General features: G+C 74.6%; 14 protein-coding genes and 1 pseudogene. 11 read left to right on the top strand and 4 right to left on the bottom strand.

The window, feature by feature from the left end; translation table 11 throughout:
* Window positions 1-200: 200 nt before the first annotated feature.
* The 3 genes and pseudogenes from RIU97_RS13730 (at window position 201) to RIU97_RS13720 (ending at window position 2,712) form a co-directional block, all read left to right on the top strand.
* A pseudogene (locus RIU97_RS13730) lies at window positions 201-1,324 on the top strand (adenosylhomocysteinase).
* Window positions 1,325-1,328: 4 nt separating this feature from the next.
* The gene (locus RIU97_RS13725) at window positions 1,329-1,871 is read left to right on the top strand and encodes an NUDIX hydrolase (RefSeq protein WP_404956598.1); all 543 of its coding nucleotides are present in this window, start codon (window positions 1,329-1,331) and stop codon (window positions 1,869-1,871) included.
* 211 nt (window positions 1,872-2,082) lie between these two features.
* Window positions 2,083-2,712 (top strand): CGNR zinc finger domain-containing protein, encoded by a 630-nt coding sequence (locus RIU97_RS13720; protein WP_404956596.1) that lies wholly within the window; start codon window positions 2,083-2,085, stop codon window positions 2,710-2,712.
* On the opposite strand, the gene sodX is transcribed toward RIU97_RS13720, so the two are convergent.
* Complete coding sequence (gene sodX, locus RIU97_RS13715; protein ID WP_404956594.1) at window positions 2,616-3,038, bottom strand: nickel-type superoxide dismutase maturation protease; 423 nt, start codon at window positions 3,036-3,038, stop codon at window positions 2,616-2,618. The two genes, RIU97_RS13720 and sodX, sit on opposite strands and share 97 nt — an antisense overlap.
* A 171-nt stretch (window positions 3,039-3,209) precedes the next feature.
* Between sodX and sodN the strand changes: the two genes are divergently transcribed.
* Window positions 3,210-3,605, top strand: a complete 396-nt coding sequence (gene sodN / locus RIU97_RS13710; protein WP_030709803.1) for a superoxide dismutase, Ni — start codon at window positions 3,210-3,212, stop codon at window positions 3,603-3,605.
* 118 nt (window positions 3,606-3,723) lie between these two features.
* On the opposite strand, the gene RIU97_RS13705 is transcribed toward sodN, so the two are convergent.
* Window positions 3,724-4,881, bottom strand: a complete 1,158-nt coding sequence (locus RIU97_RS13705) for an acyltransferase family protein (protein ID WP_404956591.1) — start codon at window positions 4,879-4,881, stop codon at window positions 3,724-3,726.
* 90 nt (window positions 4,882-4,971) lie between these two features.
* Complete coding sequence (locus RIU97_RS13700) at window positions 4,972-5,172, bottom strand: DUF6104 family protein (protein ID WP_404956589.1); 201 nt, start codon at window positions 5,170-5,172, stop codon at window positions 4,972-4,974.
* 130 nt (window positions 5,173-5,302) lie between these two features.
* Between RIU97_RS13700 and RIU97_RS13695 the strand changes: the two genes are divergently transcribed.
* The 7 genes from RIU97_RS13695 to fxsT all read left to right on the top strand — a co-directional run bounded on the left by RIU97_RS13695 (window position 5,303) and on the right by fxsT (window position 18,204).
* Window positions 5,303-7,495 (top strand): trypsin-like peptidase domain-containing protein, encoded by a 2,193-nt coding sequence (locus RIU97_RS13695; protein WP_404956587.1) that lies wholly within the window; start codon window positions 5,303-5,305, stop codon window positions 7,493-7,495.
* Window positions 7,496-7,533: 38 nt separating this feature from the next.
* The gene (locus RIU97_RS13690; protein ID WP_404956585.1) at window positions 7,534-8,580 is read left to right on the top strand and encodes an AAA family ATPase; all 1,047 of its coding nucleotides are present in this window, start codon (window positions 7,534-7,536) and stop codon (window positions 8,578-8,580) included.
* Window positions 8,581-8,586: 6 nt separating this feature from the next.
* Window positions 8,587-12,027, top strand: a complete 3,441-nt coding sequence (locus RIU97_RS13685) for an SAV_2336 N-terminal domain-related protein (protein WP_404956583.1) — start codon at window positions 8,587-8,589, stop codon at window positions 12,025-12,027.
* A 100-nt stretch (window positions 12,028-12,127) separates the two neighbouring features.
* Entirely contained in the window at window positions 12,128-12,322 is a 195-nt protein-coding gene (gene fxsA / locus RIU97_RS13680; protein ID WP_404956580.1) for an FxSxx-COOH cyclophane-containing RiPP peptide, read from the top strand.
* A gap of 136 nt (window positions 12,323-12,458) precedes the next feature.
* Window positions 12,459-13,856, top strand: coding sequence for an FxsB family cyclophane-forming radical SAM/SPASM peptide maturase (locus RIU97_RS13675; protein WP_404956578.1), 1,398 nt, complete (start codon window positions 12,459-12,461; stop codon window positions 13,854-13,856).
* Window positions 13,853-15,109: an HEXXH motif domain-containing protein gene (locus RIU97_RS13670; protein ID WP_404956576.1), complete on the top strand. Its 1,257-nt coding sequence runs from the start codon at window positions 13,853-13,855 to the stop codon at window positions 15,107-15,109. The genes RIU97_RS13675 and RIU97_RS13670 overlap by 4 nt, the downstream gene beginning before the upstream one ends.
* Window positions 15,110-15,183: 74 nt before the next feature.
* Window positions 15,184-18,204 (top strand): FxSxx-COOH system tetratricopeptide repeat protein, encoded by a 3,021-nt coding sequence (fxsT, locus tag RIU97_RS13665; RefSeq protein WP_404956574.1) that lies wholly within the window; start codon window positions 15,184-15,186, stop codon window positions 18,202-18,204.
* Window positions 18,205-18,231: 27 nt separating this feature from the next.
* Here fxsT and RIU97_RS13660 read toward each other — a convergent pair whose 3' ends face one another.
* Complete coding sequence (locus RIU97_RS13660; RefSeq protein WP_404956572.1) at window positions 18,232-18,711, bottom strand: hypothetical protein; 480 nt, start codon at window positions 18,709-18,711, stop codon at window positions 18,232-18,234.
* Window positions 18,712-18,877: the final 166 nt, after the last annotated feature.

Genomic DNA, 18,877 nt, shown 5'->3' with positions numbered 1-18,877 from the left:
CGCCGAGACCACGGCGACCGCGCGGTGTCTCCACCACGAGTGCAACTGGACCGCCGCACCGGCCGGAGACGCGGACGCGTGCAGTGACATGTGCATCGCGCACACAGGCCGCACGGGGCACGTGACATTCGTACGGGAGTTCTCGGAAGTTGCCTTGGTGGAGCGCGTCCAGTGACTGACGACAAGGAAAGAGGGTGTCCATGGAAACCGCTGATCGCGCGCGGCTCGACACGTACTTCGGCAAGGTCGCCAAGGCGTTCACGCCGCACGAACGTCCGTCCGCGCTGCTGGTGACTCATCTGCTCCCCGAGCGGCCGGCATTCGTCGGAGCCGTGGGCAAGGTGTCGCACCTGCGGGCGGTGCTGCCCAAGCCCAAGTCCATTCACGCGTGCGCCCGCCGGGAGATCGAACGGGCTGGGACGGCGTGCGATGAGCTGTCGCGCGAGCTGTGCAACGACCCCGACACCGCCGTGGCCTATCTGGAGACCCGGGCAGCCGGCGAACCGGTCGTTCTGCTGGACGTGGGCGGATACTTCGCACCCTCCCTCGACGCGATGTGCGAGCGATTTCCGGGAACGATCCTCGGAGTGGTCGAGGACACGGAGAACGGCCACAAGCGCTACGCCGAACGGGACAAGCTGCCCTGCCCGGTCGTCTCGGTGGCCCGAAGCCGCTCAAGGACCCGGAAGACTTCCTGGTGGGGCAGTCGGTCGTCTTCTCCGCGGAAGCGCTGCTGCGCCAGCGCGGGGACATCCTCCACGGGAGGCCCGCCCTCGTCCTCGGGTTCGGCAAGCTCGGCACCAGCATCGCCCGCCTGCTGCATGCCAAGGGCGTCCGGGTGATCGTCTACGACATCGACCCCGTGCGGCGTGCGCATGCCATGTCCCAGGGGTTCGAGGTAGCCCGCGACCGTGACCGAGCCGTAGCCACGGCCGGGCTCGTCCTGTGTGCCACTGGCGCGCTCTCGCTGCGCGGCGAGGACTTCCCGCAGCTCAAGCACGGGGCCTATGTGGCGACCGTGACCAGCTCTGAAGACGAGTTGGAGTTGAGCGGACTGCCCTCGGGCTACACCCGTGGCAGTGCTGGTGAGCACGTGAGCCGCTACAGCACGACGGGGCATTACTTCTATCTGCTGAACGGGGGCGAGGCGGTCAACTTTCTCCACGGTGCATCGGTTGGACCTTTCATCTTCCTCGTTCAGGCCGAGATCCTCGCGGGCGCGGCCATGCTGGCTCGCGGCGGACTGGACCCCGCTATGTATGAGGTGCCCACCGCCGATCGGGAAGCCATCGCGGCTACCTGGCTCCACTACTACAACAGGTGATCGAATGCCCATCACGGCAGACCACATCCGTACGACCCTCGCCGAGTACACCGACGCGCACCCCGAGGAGAAGTCCGCCCCGGCCATCGTTCATGAGCTGATCGACCAGGGGGCCGACGTGACCAGCCGGAAGGAATTCCGGGGCCACGCCACGGCGGGGGCCGTGGTGGTCAACGTAGATGCGCAGGCACTGTTCATCCGACACGTGGCGCTTGGTAAGCGGCTGACTCCGGGTGGCCACCTTGAGCCCGAGGACGCCAGCGCGCTGGGTGCTGCGCTCCGAGAGCTGATCGAGGAAACGGGCCTCGCCCTCAGCGTCTCACCCGTCCGCGCGGTGCCGATCCACATCGACGTACACCCGATTCCGGCGAACGAGGGCAAGGGGGAGCCCGCGCATCAGCACTTCGACTTCCGGTACCTGTTCCGGCTGGAAGGTGACCATGCCGTCACGCTTCAGGTGGAAGAGGTGAGCGGGTACGCGTGGCGCGGCGTGGACACGATCACGGACGAGACGCTGCGGGAACGGGTACTCGCCGCGCTTCGCTAGACGCGCGCGGACCTGTAAGCAGCCCCAGCCCGCACGGTCGGGCATGTACCACTCCTGCTGCCGGTCCCAGCTGTCCTGCCAGACCTGCCAGTACCCCGTGCCGGTGGCCGTATCCGCCGTATTCGCCCTCACGAACCCCGCCATACGTAATACCCTCGAATACGTCTCAGCCGTTACCGGCGACACTAATCCGCAGCCGTAAGGACTACAAGTGGAACTGGCCCATTACTCGGACTTCGCCGTGCGCCTGGTCAACACCGAGGAGCCGGCCCGCAACAAGGACGAGCTCACCTCCGTGGACGCCGTCCGTGCCCTGTTCGGCGCAAGCGTGCAGATGGCCCGCCGCGTCACCGACACCGACGTCACCCGCTTCCGCAACGTACGGGCCCGGCTGCGCGCCGTCTTCGAGGCCGCCGACGGCGGTGACCACGTCCTCGCGGTCGACCTGCTGAACTCGCTGCTCATGGAGTTCCCGGTCAGCCCCCAGGTCTCCGGGCACAAGACCATCGGCGAGGACGGCCGCCCCGACTGGCACATCCACCTCGCCGAGCACCCCTCGAACGCGTCGGCGGGCTACGCCGCCATGGCGGCCATGGGCCTGGCCTTCGCCCTCACCGAGCACGGACCCGACCGCCTCGGCCTGTGCCGGGCCGCGCCCTGCCGCAACGCCTACCTCGACACCTCCACCAACCGCTCCCGGCGCTACTGCTCCGACCGCTGCGCCACCCGGGCGAACGTGGCCGCCTACCGCGCCCGCAAGCGGCTGGAGGCCGAGGAATCCGCCCGCAGCGGGCGCAGCGCCGAGGCCGCCCAGGACAGCCGGGCCCTCAGCGAGCGCTGATCCTCCTCGCGCGGCCGGAAGCGCAGCACCGCCGTCGCCAGCACCAGCTCGCCGGGCACCGGCCCGTAGACGGTGCTGTCGCCGGTCTCGTTGTACGGGTTGTCGCCCAGCACCCACCAGCAGCCGCCCGGCCGCCGCTCCACCGCCCGCTTGATCACCAGCAGGTCCTGCTGGAAGGGATGGCGCAGCACCACCACGTCACCCGGGCGGACGGCGGCGCCGTAGCGGACCACCACCTGGTCCCCGTGGGTCAACGTGGGCACCATCGACGCCCCCGTCACCTCCACCACCCCGAACCGCCTCCGCGGGCGCCCGCTCTCCACCATGCGTGTCCTCCTCGTCACCCCCGCATGCTGCCGCACCGGTCCGTACATTCGCTCACCGGTCCGGCCGCGCCCCTGGACTTTTGTCCTAAGCCCATGGGGGCGCCCGCGAAATCCGGTTGTTCAGCGAGTAATCTCCCCCTTGAGAAGACGATCACGAGGAGGACAAACTCCATGCTTTCCCGCCTCTTCGCCCCCAAGGCGAAGGTCTCCGCCCACTGCGATCTTCCGTGCGGCGTGTACGACCCTGCCCAGGCCCGCATCGAGGCCGAGTCCGTCAAGGCCGTGCAGGAGAAGTACCAGGCCAACGACGACGCCGACTTCCGCGCGCGCGCCATCACCATCAAGGAGCAGCGCGCCGAGCTCGCCAAGCACCACGTCTCGGTGCTGTGGAGCGACTACTTCAAGCCGCCGCACTTCGAGAAGTACCCCCAGCTGCACACCCTGGTCAACGACACCCTGAAGGCCCTCTCGGCCGCCAAGGCGTCCAACGACCCGGCGACCGGCGCGAAGGCCCTCGAGCTCATCGCCGAGATCGACCGCATCTTCTGGGAGACCAAGGCCGCCTGATCCGGCACCCGCCCCACTCCGACGAGAACGGCCCGACTGCCTGTGGCAGCCGGGCCGTTCTCGTTGCCGTCGCGGCCGCCCGAGGCAGCCTGTGCGGCTCAGGAGGACGGAACGGGGATCACCCGAGGGGAGTCGCGTCGGAGCGGCGGCGCACGGGTTCGAGGGCGCGCGTGAGGCCGCGTTTCAGGAGGGCGGAGAGGGGGCGTTCGACGAAACGGTGGATCAGCCACGCCGCGGCGAGCATCCCGAGCGTCATCACGGCCACCAGCGCCCACGGCGAAAGGTGGAAGCGCAGCAGCCGGATGCCCGTCCAGCCGATGTGCTCGTGGAGCAGGTACAGCGGGTACGTGGTTGCGCCGGCCACGGTGAGCCACTTGCCCCGGACCCAGGAGAGCCCTCCGAGCGCGAGGACGATCATCACCAGATAGCCGAGGGTCATCAGCGCGATCGCCGGCTTCGCGTCCAGGGGCCGGCCGAGGCTCACCGCCAGCCCGTCGCTGTAGAGGGAGACCTGGCGGACCGAGAAGACCCACGAGATCAGGACGATGCCCCACAGCAGGACGGTCGGCCGGAACCGGTGCATCAAGTACATCGCCACACCGGCGATGAAGTACGGCGAGTACTCCGGCATGACGATGTAGTTGAGGAAGGGCGCCCGCCCGGCGGTCACCAGAACCGAGGCGACGGTCCACAGCGAACAGAAGAGGACCACGCGGCGGTAGGTGACGCCCTTCCACACCACCAGGGCGAACAGCAGGTAGAAGCGCAGCTCGACCCAGAGCGTCCAGTAGACGGCGTCGACCGACGCGACCCGGAACGGTTCCTGCAACATGGTGAGGTTGAGAACCACGTCCTTCAGGCCAAGCGGCTGCACGACCAGCGGCCAGAGCGTGACCACGGCGGTGGTGAGCAGAACCGCGAGCCAGTAGGCCGGATAGAGCCGGACCACCCGGGACGTGAAGAAGTCGCCCAGGCTGCGGCCCCAGCTGCTCATGCAGATGACGAACCCGCTGATGATGAAGAAGAGCTCGACGCCGGTCCAGGTGTAGGAGGCCAGCCAGGAGGCCGTGGGGAAGACCACGTCGACCGGCTTGGTCCAGGCGTTCTTCGACCCGTCCGCGTTGCCGCCGTAGCCGACGTAGTGGTGGAAGACCACCATGAGCGCGGCGACGAGGCGCAGCCCGTCGAGAGCCGCCAGCCTGGGGCGTGGCCGGGCGGCCCGAGCGGGAGCCGGGGCGGCCTCCGTGCTCGGGCTCGGCGCGAGGTCGTTCAGCATTCGGCGGATGCTACTAGGACCGTGCCCCATGCAGTTAATGGGATGAGCGGCAGGTCTGGGGATCGGCCGTCGAGGGGCTGCGCCCGTCGCTCACTCGTCGGCGTCGGCGTCGGCGTCGTCGTCCTCGTCGTCCAGGCGGGCCAGCCAGGTGGCCAGGCGTTCCACCGGGACCTCGAAGTCCGGGTTGAGGTCGACGAAGGTGCGCAGCTGCTCGGCGAGCCACTCGAAGGTGACCTCCTCCTCGCCGCGCCGCTTCTCCAGCTCCTCGATGCCGCGATCGGTGAAGTACAAGTCGGGCTCCGTGCCGTGATGTGGGTGTGCAGGGGGTGTTTCCCGCCAGGATAATCCGCGGGGGTGAAGAGGCCTCCCGCCCGTGGTGTCCCCGGGGCTAGCCTGGATGCCCAACGAGCGGGGGGCGCGGATGAGGGACGGGCGCACGACCGGCTCGGCGCGCGCCTTCGAGCTCCTCGAGCCCCTCGTCCAGGCCGCGACCGTACGCGTTCACGCCCCGCCGGGCGGGTATGACAACCCCGGCAGCCATCGGACCGGTCCCACGTGGGGGAGCGGTTTCTTCATCGCCCCCGGCTGGGTCCTGACGTGCGCGCACGTGGTCGGCGAAGGGGGTGCTGCGGTGCGTCTGACGGGACGCGAGGTCGGCATCACCTTCTCCTCCGGGGCCCACGGGGCGACCGGGATGGTCACCGGGCGCGTGGAGTGCGTGCTGCCCGAGCGGCTGGAGGAGCGGCGCCCCCGCCGGGGCGCCCTGTGGGACCTGCCCGACCTGGCGCTGCTCAGGGTCCTGGCCCCGGTCTCGCACGCCTGCGTCTGGCTGACCGACCGGTCCAGACCCCGCTTCGACGAGGTCGCCTACTTCGGCTGCACCGAGGACCTCGGCACCCCCGAGATCACCGGCCGCACCACCCGGCTGCGCGGCAGCGCCGGGAACGGCGCGGCCATCCGGCTCGGCGACGACGACGAGATCGACCCCGGCATGTCCGGCGGCCCCGTGGTGGACCTGGCCCGCGGGGAGGTCGTCGGGGTGCTCAAGGCCCGGCGGCACGGGGCGGGCGGCGGGCTCGCCGTCTCCGTCGTGCAGCTGCGCACGCTGCCGATGCCCGCGCGCGGCCAGGTCGGGCTCTACCGCCGCGTCATGCAGGCCCACGACCTGCACCACTACGACCAGCACCTCAGCGACCTCGACAACCGCCGGACCTGGACGGACGCGCACGGTGAGCTCCCGCCGGAGGAGGGCGCCGCGTACGGCGGCCGCGGCCGGCTCACCCCCGGCGAGCGCACCACCCTGTGCGGGCTGCTGGCCGAACTGCCCCCGCCGGGTTCCTCCGAGGTCGTACGGGCCCTGGTCGAGGCGGCCCGCGGGGAGGAGCCGGACCCGCAGCCGCCCGCCCCGCTGAGCTGGCGCGACGGGCTGGGGCTGCTCCACGACCCGCCCGGCGGGGTGGCGGAGGCGGCGGCCATGCTCCGGTACGCGACGGACGTGAGCGTGGCCGACTACCGGGAGCCGCCGGCCCCGGGCGCGGACGAGGAGCTGTGGGACTGGATCCGGGCCACGGCCGAGCGGCTGTGGCGCCCGCTGCGGCGGGAACTCGGCGAACGCCACGAGCGGGGCCTCGCGGAGCGGGATCGGCGCCGGCGGGCCTCGGCCGGCCGGGCGGTGGGCGGCCCCGCCCGGCGGGCGGGCGGGCTGCCGCCCGGGTCCTCGGTGCTGCTGGAGGTGTGGGCGCACAGCTGGGAGGACGTCTACGACTGGCGCGTCTCCGTCCTGGCCGGCCCGGCGCACCCCGGGCGGGTGACCCCCGTGGACTCGGGCGTACGCGCCACCCTGGCGGGCCTGCCGGAGGCGTTACGGGTCCCGCTCGCCGAGGCCTTCCGGCGCTGCGACACCCACGAGGCGGCGGCCCTGCTCGAAGTGGCCGTGGCCCCGGAGCTGTTCGGGCTGGCCGTGGACGAGTGGGTGGTGGCGGGCGGCGTACCGCTGGGCGTGCAGCGGCCGGTGGTGCTGCGTCACCCCGGGGGGCGGACCGGGGCCGTGCACCCGGCGGATCCCGGGCAGGCGGCGGACCCCGGGCCGTCGGCGGACCCCGGGGCCGGGGATCCGGCGGGCCGCGCGCACCCCGCGGATCCCGAGGGACCCGAGGGCCGCGGGCACCCCGGGGCGGCCGCCAGGTGGGCGCGGGTGCAGGCGGGACCCCTGCTGGACGAACGGGCCGACTGCGTACGGGGGCGCCCCCGCAGCCCCGCCGCCGAATGGCTGACCGGACTGCCCGACAACACCGTGCCGGTGCACTGCCGGGCGGCGGACCAGGAGCCCACGCTCGGCTCGCTGCACGCGGTGCGGGAGGCCGGGTACGGGGTGGTGGTGACCCGGCGGCCCCCGCCGGATCCGGGGGCCTCGTGCGCGCCGTTCCACCGCGGGCTGCGGGAGGAACTGGCCGACGCCGGGCGGGCGGAGGTGCTGCCGCTGCGGCTGCAGGCGCTGCGGGGGCGGGCGCACGGGGCGGACCCCGACGCGTACTGGGCGGCCGGGACCGGGCTGGTGTGGGAGGACCCGGCGCGGCCGCTGCCGGACGACGAACCGCTGCAGGGCGACCTGTGACGGCACCGGGCCCGGCCGATTCGAGTGAGGGAGGGGCAATGAACGACGAGTGGCTCATATACCGGGGGGTCGGTGAGCCCCATGACGGGATCGACGCCCTGCCCGACCCGCCGCCCTGGCGGGACTTCGACGGCGGGCCGGTGGCGGAGCCGGGCGGGCCGGCCGCGGCCGCCGACGGCAACGTGGCCCGGCGGCTCGGGGCGCACCGGCAGGCCGCCGAGCTGCACCGGCCGGAGCCCGAGGAGCTGGAGGCCGTCAACGCGGCGCTGTACCTGCGGCGGCCGCTGCTCGTGACGGGCTTCCCCGGAACGGGGAAGTCCACCCTCGCGCACGCCGTCGCCCACGAGTTGAAGCTGGGACGGGTGCTGCGCTGGCCGGTGGTCTCGCGGACCGTGCTGCAGGACGGGCTGTACCGGTACGACGCCCTCGCGCGGCTGCAGGACGTACAGCTCGCGGCGGGCGGGGGCGCCGGCGCGGGTGGGGCCGCCGGGGACCCGGGCGGGGCTCCGGCCGCGGCTCCCGGCATCGGCAAGTACATCCGGCTCGGACCGCTGGGCACGGCCCTGCTGCCCACCGGGCGGCCCCGGGTGCTCCTCATCGACGAGCTCGACAAGAGCGACATCGACCTGCCCAACGACCTGCTGAACGTACTGGAGGAAGGGGAGTTCGCGCTCCCCGAGCTGGAGCGGGTCGCCGACACCGAGCCCGAGGTGCAGGTGCTCACCGACGACGGGACCAAGGCGACCGTCCGCGGCGGCCGGGTCCGCTGCCGGGAGTTCCCCTTCATCGTCCTCACCAGCAACGGGGAGCGGGACTTCCCGGCCGCCCTGCTGCGGCGCTGCATCCAGCTCAAGCTCGGGCAGCCCGGCGAGAAGCGGCTCGCCACCATGGTCCGCGCCCACCTCGGGGAGGAGGCCGCCCGGCTCGGGGCGGACCTGATCCGGGAGTTCCTCAGCCGCTCCCAGACCGAACTGGTCGCCGCCGACCAGCTGCTCAACGCCGTGTACCTGACCCACCACGCCTCCCCGCCCAGCCGGGAGGACCTCGCGGACCTGCTCATCCAGCGCCTCGACCGCCCGAGGTGACGGGACGTGCCGCCTGCCGCACCCGAATCCCCTCAGACCGTCCCGGCCGCCCCAGCCGCTCCGGGCGCCTCAGCCGTCCCGGGCATCCCGGGCGTCCGCGAACTGGCCGCGCTGCTGCGCGCCGCCGGGCTCGACCCGAGCGCCGAGGAACTCGCCGACGCGCTGTGGCTGGCCGGGCACATCCGCGGGCAGGGTACGGCCGCGCCGGGCGGGCGGGGGCCGGACCCGGACCCGGACGAGGACGCCGGGGATCCGGCCGGCAAGCCCGTGGAGCCCGAACGGGAAGAGGCGGACGCCGATGATCCGGTCCGGCTCTACGCATCCGGGGCGCGCCGCGCCGGAGGCGCCGAGGGGGACCGGCCGGAGGAGTCGCCCGAGGAGCACGGAGTGCCCGTACGGGTGCCCCGGGCCGCCGCGCTGCCGCGCATCCTGGACATCCAGCGGGCCCTGCGCGCCCTCCAGCGGCACCGCCCGCCCGCCCCGCCCGCCCGGCTGGTGATCGACGAACCGGCCACCGCCGAGGCCAGCGCCCGGGCCCTCGGGCTGGTCATCCCGGTGCTGCGGCCGGAGAGCCGGCGCGAGGCGACCGTACGGCTGGTGATGGACGCGTCCCCGTCGATGGCCGTGTGGCAGGACATGTTCGACGAACTGCGCTCGGTGTGCGAGCGGTTGGGGGCCTTCCGGGACGTCCAGGTGCACTACCTGCACCGCCTCGCGGACGGTACGGCGGTCCTCGGGCGCAGCCCCGTGCCCGCCTCCGGGCTGCGCTCCGGCGACCAGTTGCGGGATCCGACCGGCCGGGCCCTGACCATGGTGGTCTCCGACTGCGCCGGGCCGCTGTGGCGCGAGGGCGCCGCGCAGCGGCTGCTGTACCGGTGGGCGGAGTGCACCCCGTGCATGGTCGTCCAGCCGCTGCCGCAGCGGCTGTGGGGCCGCAGCTGGCTGCCGACCGAACGGGGCACGCTCACCCGGCTGGAGGGCGGCGGGCAGAAGCTGAGGTTCCGGCCGGACCGGCCGCTGCCGCCCGGGAGGCTCACGGGCGGGCTGGCCGTGCCCGTGCTGCCGCCGAGCCCGACCGCCCTCGGGGCCTGGGCCCGGCTCGTCGCCGGACTCGGCACCGGGCCGGTACCGGCCGAGGTCGGCCGGGTGCTGGCCTGCCATCCGGCCGCGCCCGTGCCGCCGCCGCGCGCGGTACGGCCGCCGCGCGAGCTGGTGGCACGGTTCCGGTCCTCGGCCGCGCCCCGGGCCGTACAGCTGGCGGTGTACCTGTCGGCGGCGCCGCTGACGCTGCCCGTGATGCGGCTGGTGCAGCGCACGATGCTGCCGGACTCGGAGCCCTCCGACCTGGCGGAGGTCCTGCTGAGCGGGCTGCTGCGGCGCAGCGGGCCGGGGCCGGGGCCGGGGCCGGGGCCGGGGCACTGGTACGAATTCGTCCCCGGGGTGCAGGACGTGCTGCTGGGGCCACTGGGACGGGACGAGGCCGCCCTGGTGCTCAAGCACTGCTCGGAGTACGTGCTGGCGCACTTCGGGCGGGGCGTACGGAACTTCCCCGCGCTCGCGGTCTCGCAGCTCACCGGGGTGCCGCCGGCGGCGGTCGACCCCGGGCCGCAGGAGGCCGAGCGCGTGCCCGAGGGGCGGCTCCCGCAGGCCTTCGCGCAGGTTTCGGCCAAGGTCGTACGGCGCTACCTGCCCGGCATGCCGGAGCAGGGCCCCGCCCGGCGCGAGCCTCCTGGCGCCCCCGTACTCGGGCGGGCCGGGGCGGTGCGCGCCGCGCGGGACCGGCTCGCGGACGCGGCAGCGGACGGGGGTGCGCGGGCCCTGCACGAGGCCGTCGCGGTGCTGCGGCGGGCGGTGACGGCCCCCGTGGCGCCCGGCGACCCGCCGGAGGAGGCGGAGACCGAGCTGGCGGGCGCGCTGCTGCGGCTGTGGGCGGCCCAGCGGGACCCGGAACTCCTCGCCGAGGCGGAACGGGCCGTCACCGGGCTGCGGACTCCGGCGGCGCGGGCGGTCCTCGGCCGGGTGCTGTACGAGCGGGCGCTGGCCCACGGCCCCGACGCGGAGCTGCTGGCCGAGGCGGACCGGGAGTTCGCGGCGGCGGGCGCCACGGCCGACCCGGAGCTGCGGCGGGACTGCGCGGTGCGGCGGGCCGAGACCCTGATCCGGCTGAGCGGGCTGCGCGCGGACGCGGGCGCCCTCCGGGAGGCCCGCGCGGCCCTGGAACCCCTGGCAGGACCCCCGGCCACCCCCGGCGGGGCCCTCGACGGGGACCCGGACGCGCACCCCGATCCCCCGGAGCCCCGGCCGGACCCCGAGCTGCAACGGGCCCTGGGCCGGGTCCTCCTGGCCCTCCTGCCCCGCACCGAGGACCCGGCCGAGCGCACGGCCCTGGCCGAACAGGCCGCGGCCCGGCTGGCCGTGCCGGGCGCGGGTACGGGTACGGGTACGGGCGAGGGCGCCGGTCCGGCCGCGGGCACGGTCGCCGAGGCCCGCGTGCGGGTGGACCTGGCCGGAGCGCTGCGGTACCTGCCGGCGCGGCTGGAGGAGGCGGCCGGCCAGCTGACCACGGCCCTGGAGCGGGCCGGCGGGGACCCGGAGCTGCGGGTGGCCGCCCTGGTGTGCCTGGCCCGGGTGCACCGGGAGCGGTACGCGCGGGACGCCGACCCGGCGGCGCTGGAGGAAGCGGCCGAGGCGTACGGCCGGGCCCGGCGGCTGATCCCCCGCGACGGGGAGGCCTTCGGGGAGCTGCTGCCCGAGTGGGGCGAGGTGCTCCTGGAGCGGGCCCGGGCCGCCGACGGGCGGCGGTTCACCGGGGCCGCCGTACGCGTCCTGCGCGACAGCCGGGCCGCGGTCCCGCAGTCGGACCCGGGAGCCGCGCACCGGCTGGTGCGGCTGGCCACCGGGCTGCGGCTGCGGCACGCGTACGAGGGCGACCCGGTGGACCTGCGGGAGGCGGAGTACCTGCTGGAACTGGCCGTCCGGCACAGCCGCAGCCCGCTGGAGCGGGCCCGGGCCTGGCGGGACCACGGCGACGTGCAGCAGGAGATCCACGGTCACACCCGGGCGGTGGAGCGGCTCGACCGGGCGGCGGACTCCTACCGGCGGGCCTGGCGGGCGGCCCTGGAGGCCGACCGCGAAAGCCGCGCGGGCCGCGACGACCGCGACGGATCCCAAGGCCACGAGGCCCCTGCGGCCCTTCCGGCCAGCGAGGGCACCGCCGCCGGCTCCGCCGCCGGCTCCGGCGCGGCCGTCCGACTGGCGGCCCGCGTGCAGGAGTCGCGGGGAGAGGTGCTGGAGCGCCTCGCCCGCCCCCGGGCGGCCCTGGACGCCTACCGCTCCGCGCTGGAGCTGTGGACGCGGCCCGGCGCGAGTGCCGAGGGCGAGACCGGCGCCGAAGGGCGGACGGAGGCGCTCCGCGCCCGGGTGCGAGCCCTGGAAGCCGGGCTCTGATGGCGGCGCGGCGCGCGGAGCACGCTGTTTCCGCGGACCGGCCGGAGGGAAAGGGCAGTGGACCGTCCGGTCCGCGACGCGACAGGGGGAGCAGCGGCACATGGTGACGAAGCGGCAGGAAGCGGAGGCGGTGACCCCGGCATGCCCCGGGCGCCTGCCCGACCTCTCCGGGCTGGACCTGGCCGCGCTGCGCGGGATCGACCATCCCGTGCTGGCCCAGGTGATCGAGGGCATGGTGGAGCGGGTGACGCATCCGGCCGAGATCCTCAACGCCTTCGACTCCGGGGTGACCTGACCGGCGCGCGCCTGATCCGCCCCACCTTGAAAGCGAGTTGACCACTTTCCGCCGTTAGCGGGGACCGTCCTCAGGGCAGGGATGGACCGTCCGCCGGGGGGTGCCTCCCGGAGGCACGGGGGAGGGAGGCGGGGCGATGAGGCGAGCGGTCACGAGCGATTCCGTGCTGCCCGCGCCGCCCGCGCGCGGCGGCTCCGGCTCCGCCCCGCATCAGGACCCCGCCCAGCCGAAGCAGGACCCCGCCGCGGCGCAGCGGCTGCGCCACGCCCGGTACGCGCCCTGGCCCTATGCCCGGCTCGACGTGGCCGCGGCGCGTGCCGCGGGCCACCGGCCGCATCCGATCCGGCAGTTCGTGCTCAAGACGCGCAGCCGCTGCAACCTCGCCTGCACCTACTGCTACGTCTACGAGATGGCCGACCAGGGCTGGCGCGGCCAGCCGCCCGCCATGACCGCCGCCACCGCCGCCCGCGCCGCCGAGCGGATCGCCGAGCACGCCGCAGCCCACGCCCTGCCCCGCGTCGACCTGGTGCTGCACGGCGGCGAACCGCTCCTCACCGCCCCCGCCGCGCTGGCCGGGCCCGTCGACGCCGTACGGGCCGCCGTGGCCCGGGCGGCCCCGCGCACCCGCGTCACCGCCACCGTCCAGACCAACGGCACCCTGCTCACCCGCGGCCGCCTCGCCGCGCTCGCCGCCGCCGGGATCCGCGTCGGCGTCAGCCTCGACGGCGGACTGCCCGCGCACAACGCCCGGCGCGTGGACCACGCCGGGCGGCCCGGCTTCGGCGCGGCAGCCCGGGGCTTACGGCTGCTGGCACGACATCCGGACAGCTACGCCGGGGTGCTGTGCGTCGTCGACCTCGGCCAGGACCCGGTGGAGACGTACGAGTCCCTGCTCGCCTTCGCCCCGCCCAGCGTCGGGCTGCTGCTGCCGCTGGCCAACTGGAGCGCCCCGCCCCCCGGCCACCACCCGGGCCTCGCCCCGTACGCCGACTGGCTGCTCGCCGTCTTCGAGCGCTGGTGGCACGACGGGGTGCGGCGCACCCGGATCCCGCTCTTCGAGGAGATCATCGCCCTGCTGCTCGGCCTGCCCGCCGCCACCGAGACCCTCGGGCTCGCGCCCGCCGCCACCGCCGTGATCGAGACCGACGGCTCCATCGAACAGGCCGATTCACTGAAATCCGCGTACGAGGGGGCCGCCGCGACCGGCATGAGCCTCGACACCCACACCTTCGACGAGCTCCTCGACCACCCCGGCCTCGCCGCCCGCCAGCTCGGACGGGACGCGCTCGCCGCCGGATGCCGCGCCTGCGAGCTGGTCGAGGTGTGCGGCGGCGGGCACTACCCGCACCGCTACCGCGCCGGCGAGGGCTTCCGCCAGCCGTCCGTGTACTGCGCCGACCTCCAGGTCCTGATCCGGCACGTCGCCACCGCCGTCCACCGCGCGGCCCAGGGCCCCGCGACCACCGCGCGGCGCACCGCGCAGACCGTCACCCGGCGAGCCGCCGCGGCCCACCCGCCGGCGGTCGCCTCATGACCACCGCCCTCACCGCGTTCACCGTCTCCTCCCGCACCCTGCGCGCCCTCGCCTCCACCGAGCCCTCCACGGAAGGCACCCGCCTGGTCCGCGACGTGCGCCGCTCCAAACGCCTGGTCCTGCTGCGCGCGGTCCTCGACGCCGCCCCCGGCGGCCCCTCCGGGGAGGCCGCCGGCCACTGGGCCCTGCTGGAGGAGGCCGAGCGCCGTGACGCGGGCGCGGTGCGCGACGTACTGCACTACCCGGCCACCGGGGTCTGGGCCGAGGAGACCCTGCGCCGGCTGCACGACTCGTACGGACCCCCGCCCGACCTCGGCCACCTCGGGGCGCTCGCCGTCGCCGCCGCCCTGCGCGCCGGCATCGCCTTCACGCACACCCTGCGGCCCCAGCAGGGCCGGCTCGTCCTGCCCACGCTCGGACTGCTGCGCCCGGACCGCCCCGGCCCGATCACACTCACCGAACGCTCCTGGGACCCCGACGACCCCGCCACCGTTCCCCTGCACGCCCTGCCCGGCGGCCGCACCGCCCTCGACGACCTCGACCCCTACCGGGCGCCCGGCCCCGCGCAGCCCGCGCCCGTCCGCCCCGCCCGCAGGCTCACGCCGAAGGGGCACAAGCGCTGGGACACCCAGTGGTCCGGCGCGCTCACCCTGCTCCTGCGGTACGACACCGTCCGCGCGGAGGAGACGGGACAACTGCTGCGCTCCGTCGTACCGCTGTCCGGCGGCTCCCGCTCCAACGGCGCCACCCTGCCCGCGGCCGCAGGCTCCGTCCTGGCCCGCGCGCAGGCCCCGCCCGCCCTGGCCGCCACCCTCGTCCACGAGGTCCAGCACGGCAAACTCGCCGCCCTCGCCGACGTCCTGACCCTGCACACCGCCGACCGCACGCCCCGCCACTGGGCCCCCTGGCGCAGCGACCCCCGCCCGCTGGAGGGACTCCTGCACGGCGCCTACGCCCATCTGGCCCTGGCCGGGTACTGGCAGCGCGCCGCCCTCTACGGGGCCCGCGGCGCCTGGGCCCAGCACGCCCGGATCCGCGCCCAGGTGGCCGCGGTCCTGCCCGCCCTGCGGGCGCACGACCGGCTGACCGCCGCGGGGCGGGAGTTCACCGAGGCGATGGCCGCCGCCGAGCGGGCGATGGACGAGCTGCCGCCGCCCGGTGACCAGCACACCGCGGCCCGCCGCGCCGTCGACCGGGAGCGCCGTGCCTGGTGCGAGGCGCACCCCGAACTCGCCCCGTTCGCCCGCGGTTGAGGGGCCCCGCCCACCGGCACCGCTGCGGTACCTTTTCAGTCCCGTCCACTGCCCGGAGCCCAGGGAGACGGCGCATGACCACCGGTAGTCGGCAGGACCAGGGCAACACCGCGCACCCGTACCCGCACGCCCAGCCGCAGCGCTTCGTCATCAGCTTCGCCGGGTTCAACCGCCCCTGGGCCGTGTGGATCGGCCACCGCCTGGAGGAACACGGCCACCGCGTCGCCCTCCAGCGCTGGGACCCGCAGAACAGCCCCGGCATCGCCCAGGCCCTCGACGACCTCGCCCGCTCCGGCAGCCGGGTCCTCCTCGTCCTCAGCGAGCGCTACTTCTCCGCCGGCACCCACGCCGACGAGGAGTGGAACACCGCCCTGCGCGCCGTCACCGACCGCCACCCCGAGCGGTTCGCGGCCGTCTGCCTCACCGACGCCCCGCTGCCCAGCGCCGTCGCCGTACTGGAGAAGACCGACCTGTGGGGCCTGGACGCGTACGAGGCCGAGTACCGCGTGCTGCGCCGGCTGGAGCTGCCCACCGACCGGATCGGCACCGAGACCGGCCGCCGCGGACCCCGCTTCCCCAACGACCCGCCCGAGATCTGGGGCCGGGTCCCGCGCCGCAACCCGCGCTTCACGGGCCGCAACGACGTCATCGGCACCCTGCGCGAAGCCCTGGCCGAGGCACCGGCCGGCGCGTCCACCGTCACCCTGCTCGGCCTGTCCGGCGTCGGCAAGACCCAGGTGGCCACCGAATACGCGTACCGCTTCGCCTCCGAATACGACGTGGTGTGGTGGGTCCCCGCCGAGGACCGGCCCACCCTGCGCGAACGCCTCGCCGACCTGGCCCCCGCCCTCGGGCTGCCCCGGGGCGCGGGCAGTTACGGCGAGCAGATCCGGGCCGTCCTCGAAGCGCTGCGGCGCGGATCCCCGTACGGCCGCTGGCTGATGGTCTTCGACGGCTGCGACAACCCCGACGACCTCATCGACCTGCTCCCCTCCGGCGCGGGCGACGTGATCATCACCTCCCGCAACCGCGAATGGGCCACCCGGCACACCAGCCTCGTCGAGGTCCCGCTCTACGCCCGCCCCGAGTCGATCACCTTCATCCGCCGCCGGGCCCTGCGCCTCACCGCCGACGAGGCCGACCAGCTCGCCGAGGCCCTGGAGGACTACCCGCTCGCCCTCGACCAGACGGCCGGCTGGCTCGCCGACTCCCCGCTCCCGGTGGGCGACTACCTCGCCCTGCTGCAGCGCCGGATGGACTCCCACGAGGCCGTCACCGTCTCCGAGGACTACCCGCTGCCCTTCCCCACCGCCCTCGCCATACTCCTCAACAACGTCCGGGAGAACTTCCCCGACGCCCTCTCCCTGCTCCGGCTGTTCGTCTTCTTCGCCCCCGGGCCGGTGCCCCTGCGGCTGCTGCGCGAGTTCCCCGCCGACGACGTGCCCGAAGAGCTCGCCGGGCTGATCAACGACCAGATCCGGTGGAACGCCGCCCTCAACAAGCTCGTCCAGTTCTCCGTCGTACGGCTGGAGTACTCCGACCTGCCCCTGGAGGAGGGCGGAGGCGGGCTGGAGACCGTACAACTGCACCGCATGGTCCACGGCATCGTCCGCGAGGACCTCTCCGAGGAGGAGGCCGAACCGCTGGCCCGGGCCGTCCGGCAGGTCCTCGCCGCCGCCGACCCCGGCGGGCCCTCCGACTCCCGGCTGTGGCCCCGCTACGCCGAACTCGTCCCGCACCTGGCCACCTCCGGGGTGCTCACCAGCGGCAACCCGCGCATCCAGAACTTCCTGCTGCGCTGCCTGCGCTACCTGATCCTCGCCGGGGAGTACCGCACCTGCCTGCGGCTCTCCGAGGAGACCGACCTGATCTGGCGGGCCGTGCTCGGCGAGGACCACCCCAAGGTGCGCGAGCTCAGCTACCAGTACGGCAACGCCCTGCGCAACCTCGGCCTGTTCCGGCGCGCCGAGACCCTCACCAAGACCGTGTCCGGCCGGCTCACCGCGGAGCGCGGCGACCGGGACCTGGAGAGCCTGCGCGCCACCAGCGCGTACGGCGGCGTCCTGCTGTGCATCGCGAAGTTCGAGCCGGCCCGGGAGATCTTCGAGCACTGCCTGAGCACCTACCGGGAGCTGCTCGGCGAGGACGACTCCGTCACCCTGGACGCCCAGAACAACCTCGCCGCCACCTACCGGCTGCTCGGCCGCTACCAGGACGCCTACGACCTCGACCTGGACACCCTGCGCCGCCGCGAGCGGGTCCTGAAGCCCCTGCACATCTCCACCCTCGCCTCCGGCATCGCCTGCGCCATGGGCCTGCGGCTGATGGGCCGCTACCGGGAGGCGCAGACCCGGCAGGAACAGGGGGTCAAGCTGAACACGCAGGTGCTGGGGCTGGGCCACCCGCAGACCCTGCGCGCCGAGCACAACCTCGGGATGTGCCTGCGCCGCTCCGGGGACATCCCCGGCGCGGGCCTGCGGCTGCGGACCGTGTGGGAGCGGGCGACGCGGGTCTTCGGGGTCGACTACCCGTGGACCCTGATGGTCGCCTCCGACTACGCCACCTACCTCAGGGAGTACGGGGACATCGGCGAGGCCCGCCGGATCTCCGAGGACGTGGTCCGCGGCTACCAGTCGCAGCTCGGCCTCGCCCACCCGTACAGCATCGGCACGGTCGGCAACCTCGGACTGGTGCTCCGCGCCCAGGGCGAGCGCGCGGAGGCCCTCTCCCTGGCGGAGCAGGCGCTGGTGGGCATGCGGGGCGCGCTCGGCGACCGGCACCCCTGGACGCTCGGCTGCGCCCTGAACGCCACCGGGCACCGGAACATCACCGGGCGGCTGGAGGACGCGCTGGACCTGAGCCGGGAGACGCTGCGCACCGCTGAACGGGTGCTGGGCCCGGACCACCCGATGTCCCTGAGCGCCCAGATCGCACTGGCGGCGGACCTCCGGTCGGTACGGGAGCACGAGGAGGCGGCGAAACACGAGGACGCGGGCATCAAGGGCCTCACCCGCACCCTGGGCGCGCAGCACGTCCACACCGTATCGGCGAAGCAACAGACCAGGCCGTACTGGGATTTCGAGCCGCAGCCGTAGCGGGTCCGGTAACGCCTCCGGGGCCCACTAGTCCGGCACCGGGATGAGGTTGGGGCCGTTGTCGAACACCTGGTCCTTGAATCTGGCGCGTTCCTCCGGCGTGACGCACTTGACGTCGCCGTCCCACATCTCCCGCCATACGTAGCCGGGCATGCAGGTGGACGGCCCGTAGGCGCCGCCGCCGGGCTGGCGGTGGGGGTTCTGCGCGTGGGCCCGGTCGCGGATCTGCGGCGTGACGCAGAGGGAGTCCCCGTCGAAGCTGTCACGCCAGACGTAGCCGGGCAGACAGGTGTACGGCCCGTAGGCGCCGCCGTCGGGCTCCTGGTGGGGGTTCGGGTAGACGTCGGAGCGGACGCCGGCCGCCGACTGCGACGGCTGGGCGACCGCCGCCGACGCCGGCAGCGCGACGGCTCCGCAGATGACGGCGGCCGAGGCGACGGGCATCACGAAGCGGGCGATCCGCCGCTGGGGCCGGACAGCGGCCGGGGTGGGGACGACGTGGGACATGGCGGGCTCCTCGAAGACGTGGGCCGGCGGCGGGGCCGCCGCCGGATCTGCCTCCAGTACGCGCGACGGCGCCGGTCCCGGTCATGTCCCGGAAGGACGTGACTTGACGGGACGGCCGGAATCCGGTCCCGGCATGCCGGAAGGCCCGGCCCCCGTGAGGGGAGCC

Origin of the sequence: Streptomyces sp. 147326 (assembly GCF_045000215.1) — a bacterium.
GTDB lineage: Bacteria > Actinomycetota > Actinomycetes > Streptomycetales > Streptomycetaceae > Streptomyces.
This window is presented reverse-complemented; position numbering and strand designations above follow the sequence as displayed.

What these genes read in the sequence shown, in the direction of transcription:
- RIU97_RS13725 (WP_404956598.1), top strand. Translation starts at nt 1,329, where the DNA reads ATGCCCATCACGGCAGACCACATCCGTACGACCCTCGCCGAGTACACC.
- RIU97_RS13670 (WP_404956576.1), top strand. Translation starts at nt 13,853, where the DNA reads ATGACCACCGCCCTCACCGCGTTCACCGTCTCCTCCCGCACCCTGCGC.
- RIU97_RS13675 (WP_404956578.1), top strand. Translation starts at nt 12,459, where the DNA reads ATGAGGCGAGCGGTCACGAGCGATTCCGTGCTGCCCGCGCCGCCCGCG.
- sodX (WP_404956594.1), bottom strand. Translation starts at nt 3,038, where the DNA reads ATGGTGGAGAGCGGGCGCCCGCGGAGGCGGTTCGGGGTGGTGGAGGTG.
- fxsT (WP_404956574.1), top strand. Translation starts at nt 15,184, where the DNA reads ATGACCACCGGTAGTCGGCAGGACCAGGGCAACACCGCGCACCCGTAC.
- sodN (WP_030709803.1), top strand. Translation starts at nt 3,210, where the DNA reads ATGCTTTCCCGCCTCTTCGCCCCCAAGGCGAAGGTCTCCGCCCACTGC.
- RIU97_RS13705 (WP_404956591.1), bottom strand. Translation starts at nt 4,881, where the DNA reads ATGCTGAACGACCTCGCGCCGAGCCCGAGCACGGAGGCCGCCCCGGCT.
- fxsA (WP_404956580.1), top strand. Translation starts at nt 12,128, where the DNA reads ATGGTGACGAAGCGGCAGGAAGCGGAGGCGGTGACCCCGGCATGCCCC.
- RIU97_RS13690 (WP_404956585.1), top strand. Translation starts at nt 7,534, where the DNA reads ATGAACGACGAGTGGCTCATATACCGGGGGGTCGGTGAGCCCCATGAC.
- RIU97_RS13660 (WP_404956572.1), bottom strand. Translation starts at nt 18,711, where the DNA reads ATGTCCCACGTCGTCCCCACCCCGGCCGCTGTCCGGCCCCAGCGGCGG.
- RIU97_RS13695 (WP_404956587.1), top strand. Translation starts at nt 5,303, where the DNA reads ATGAGGGACGGGCGCACGACCGGCTCGGCGCGCGCCTTCGAGCTCCTC.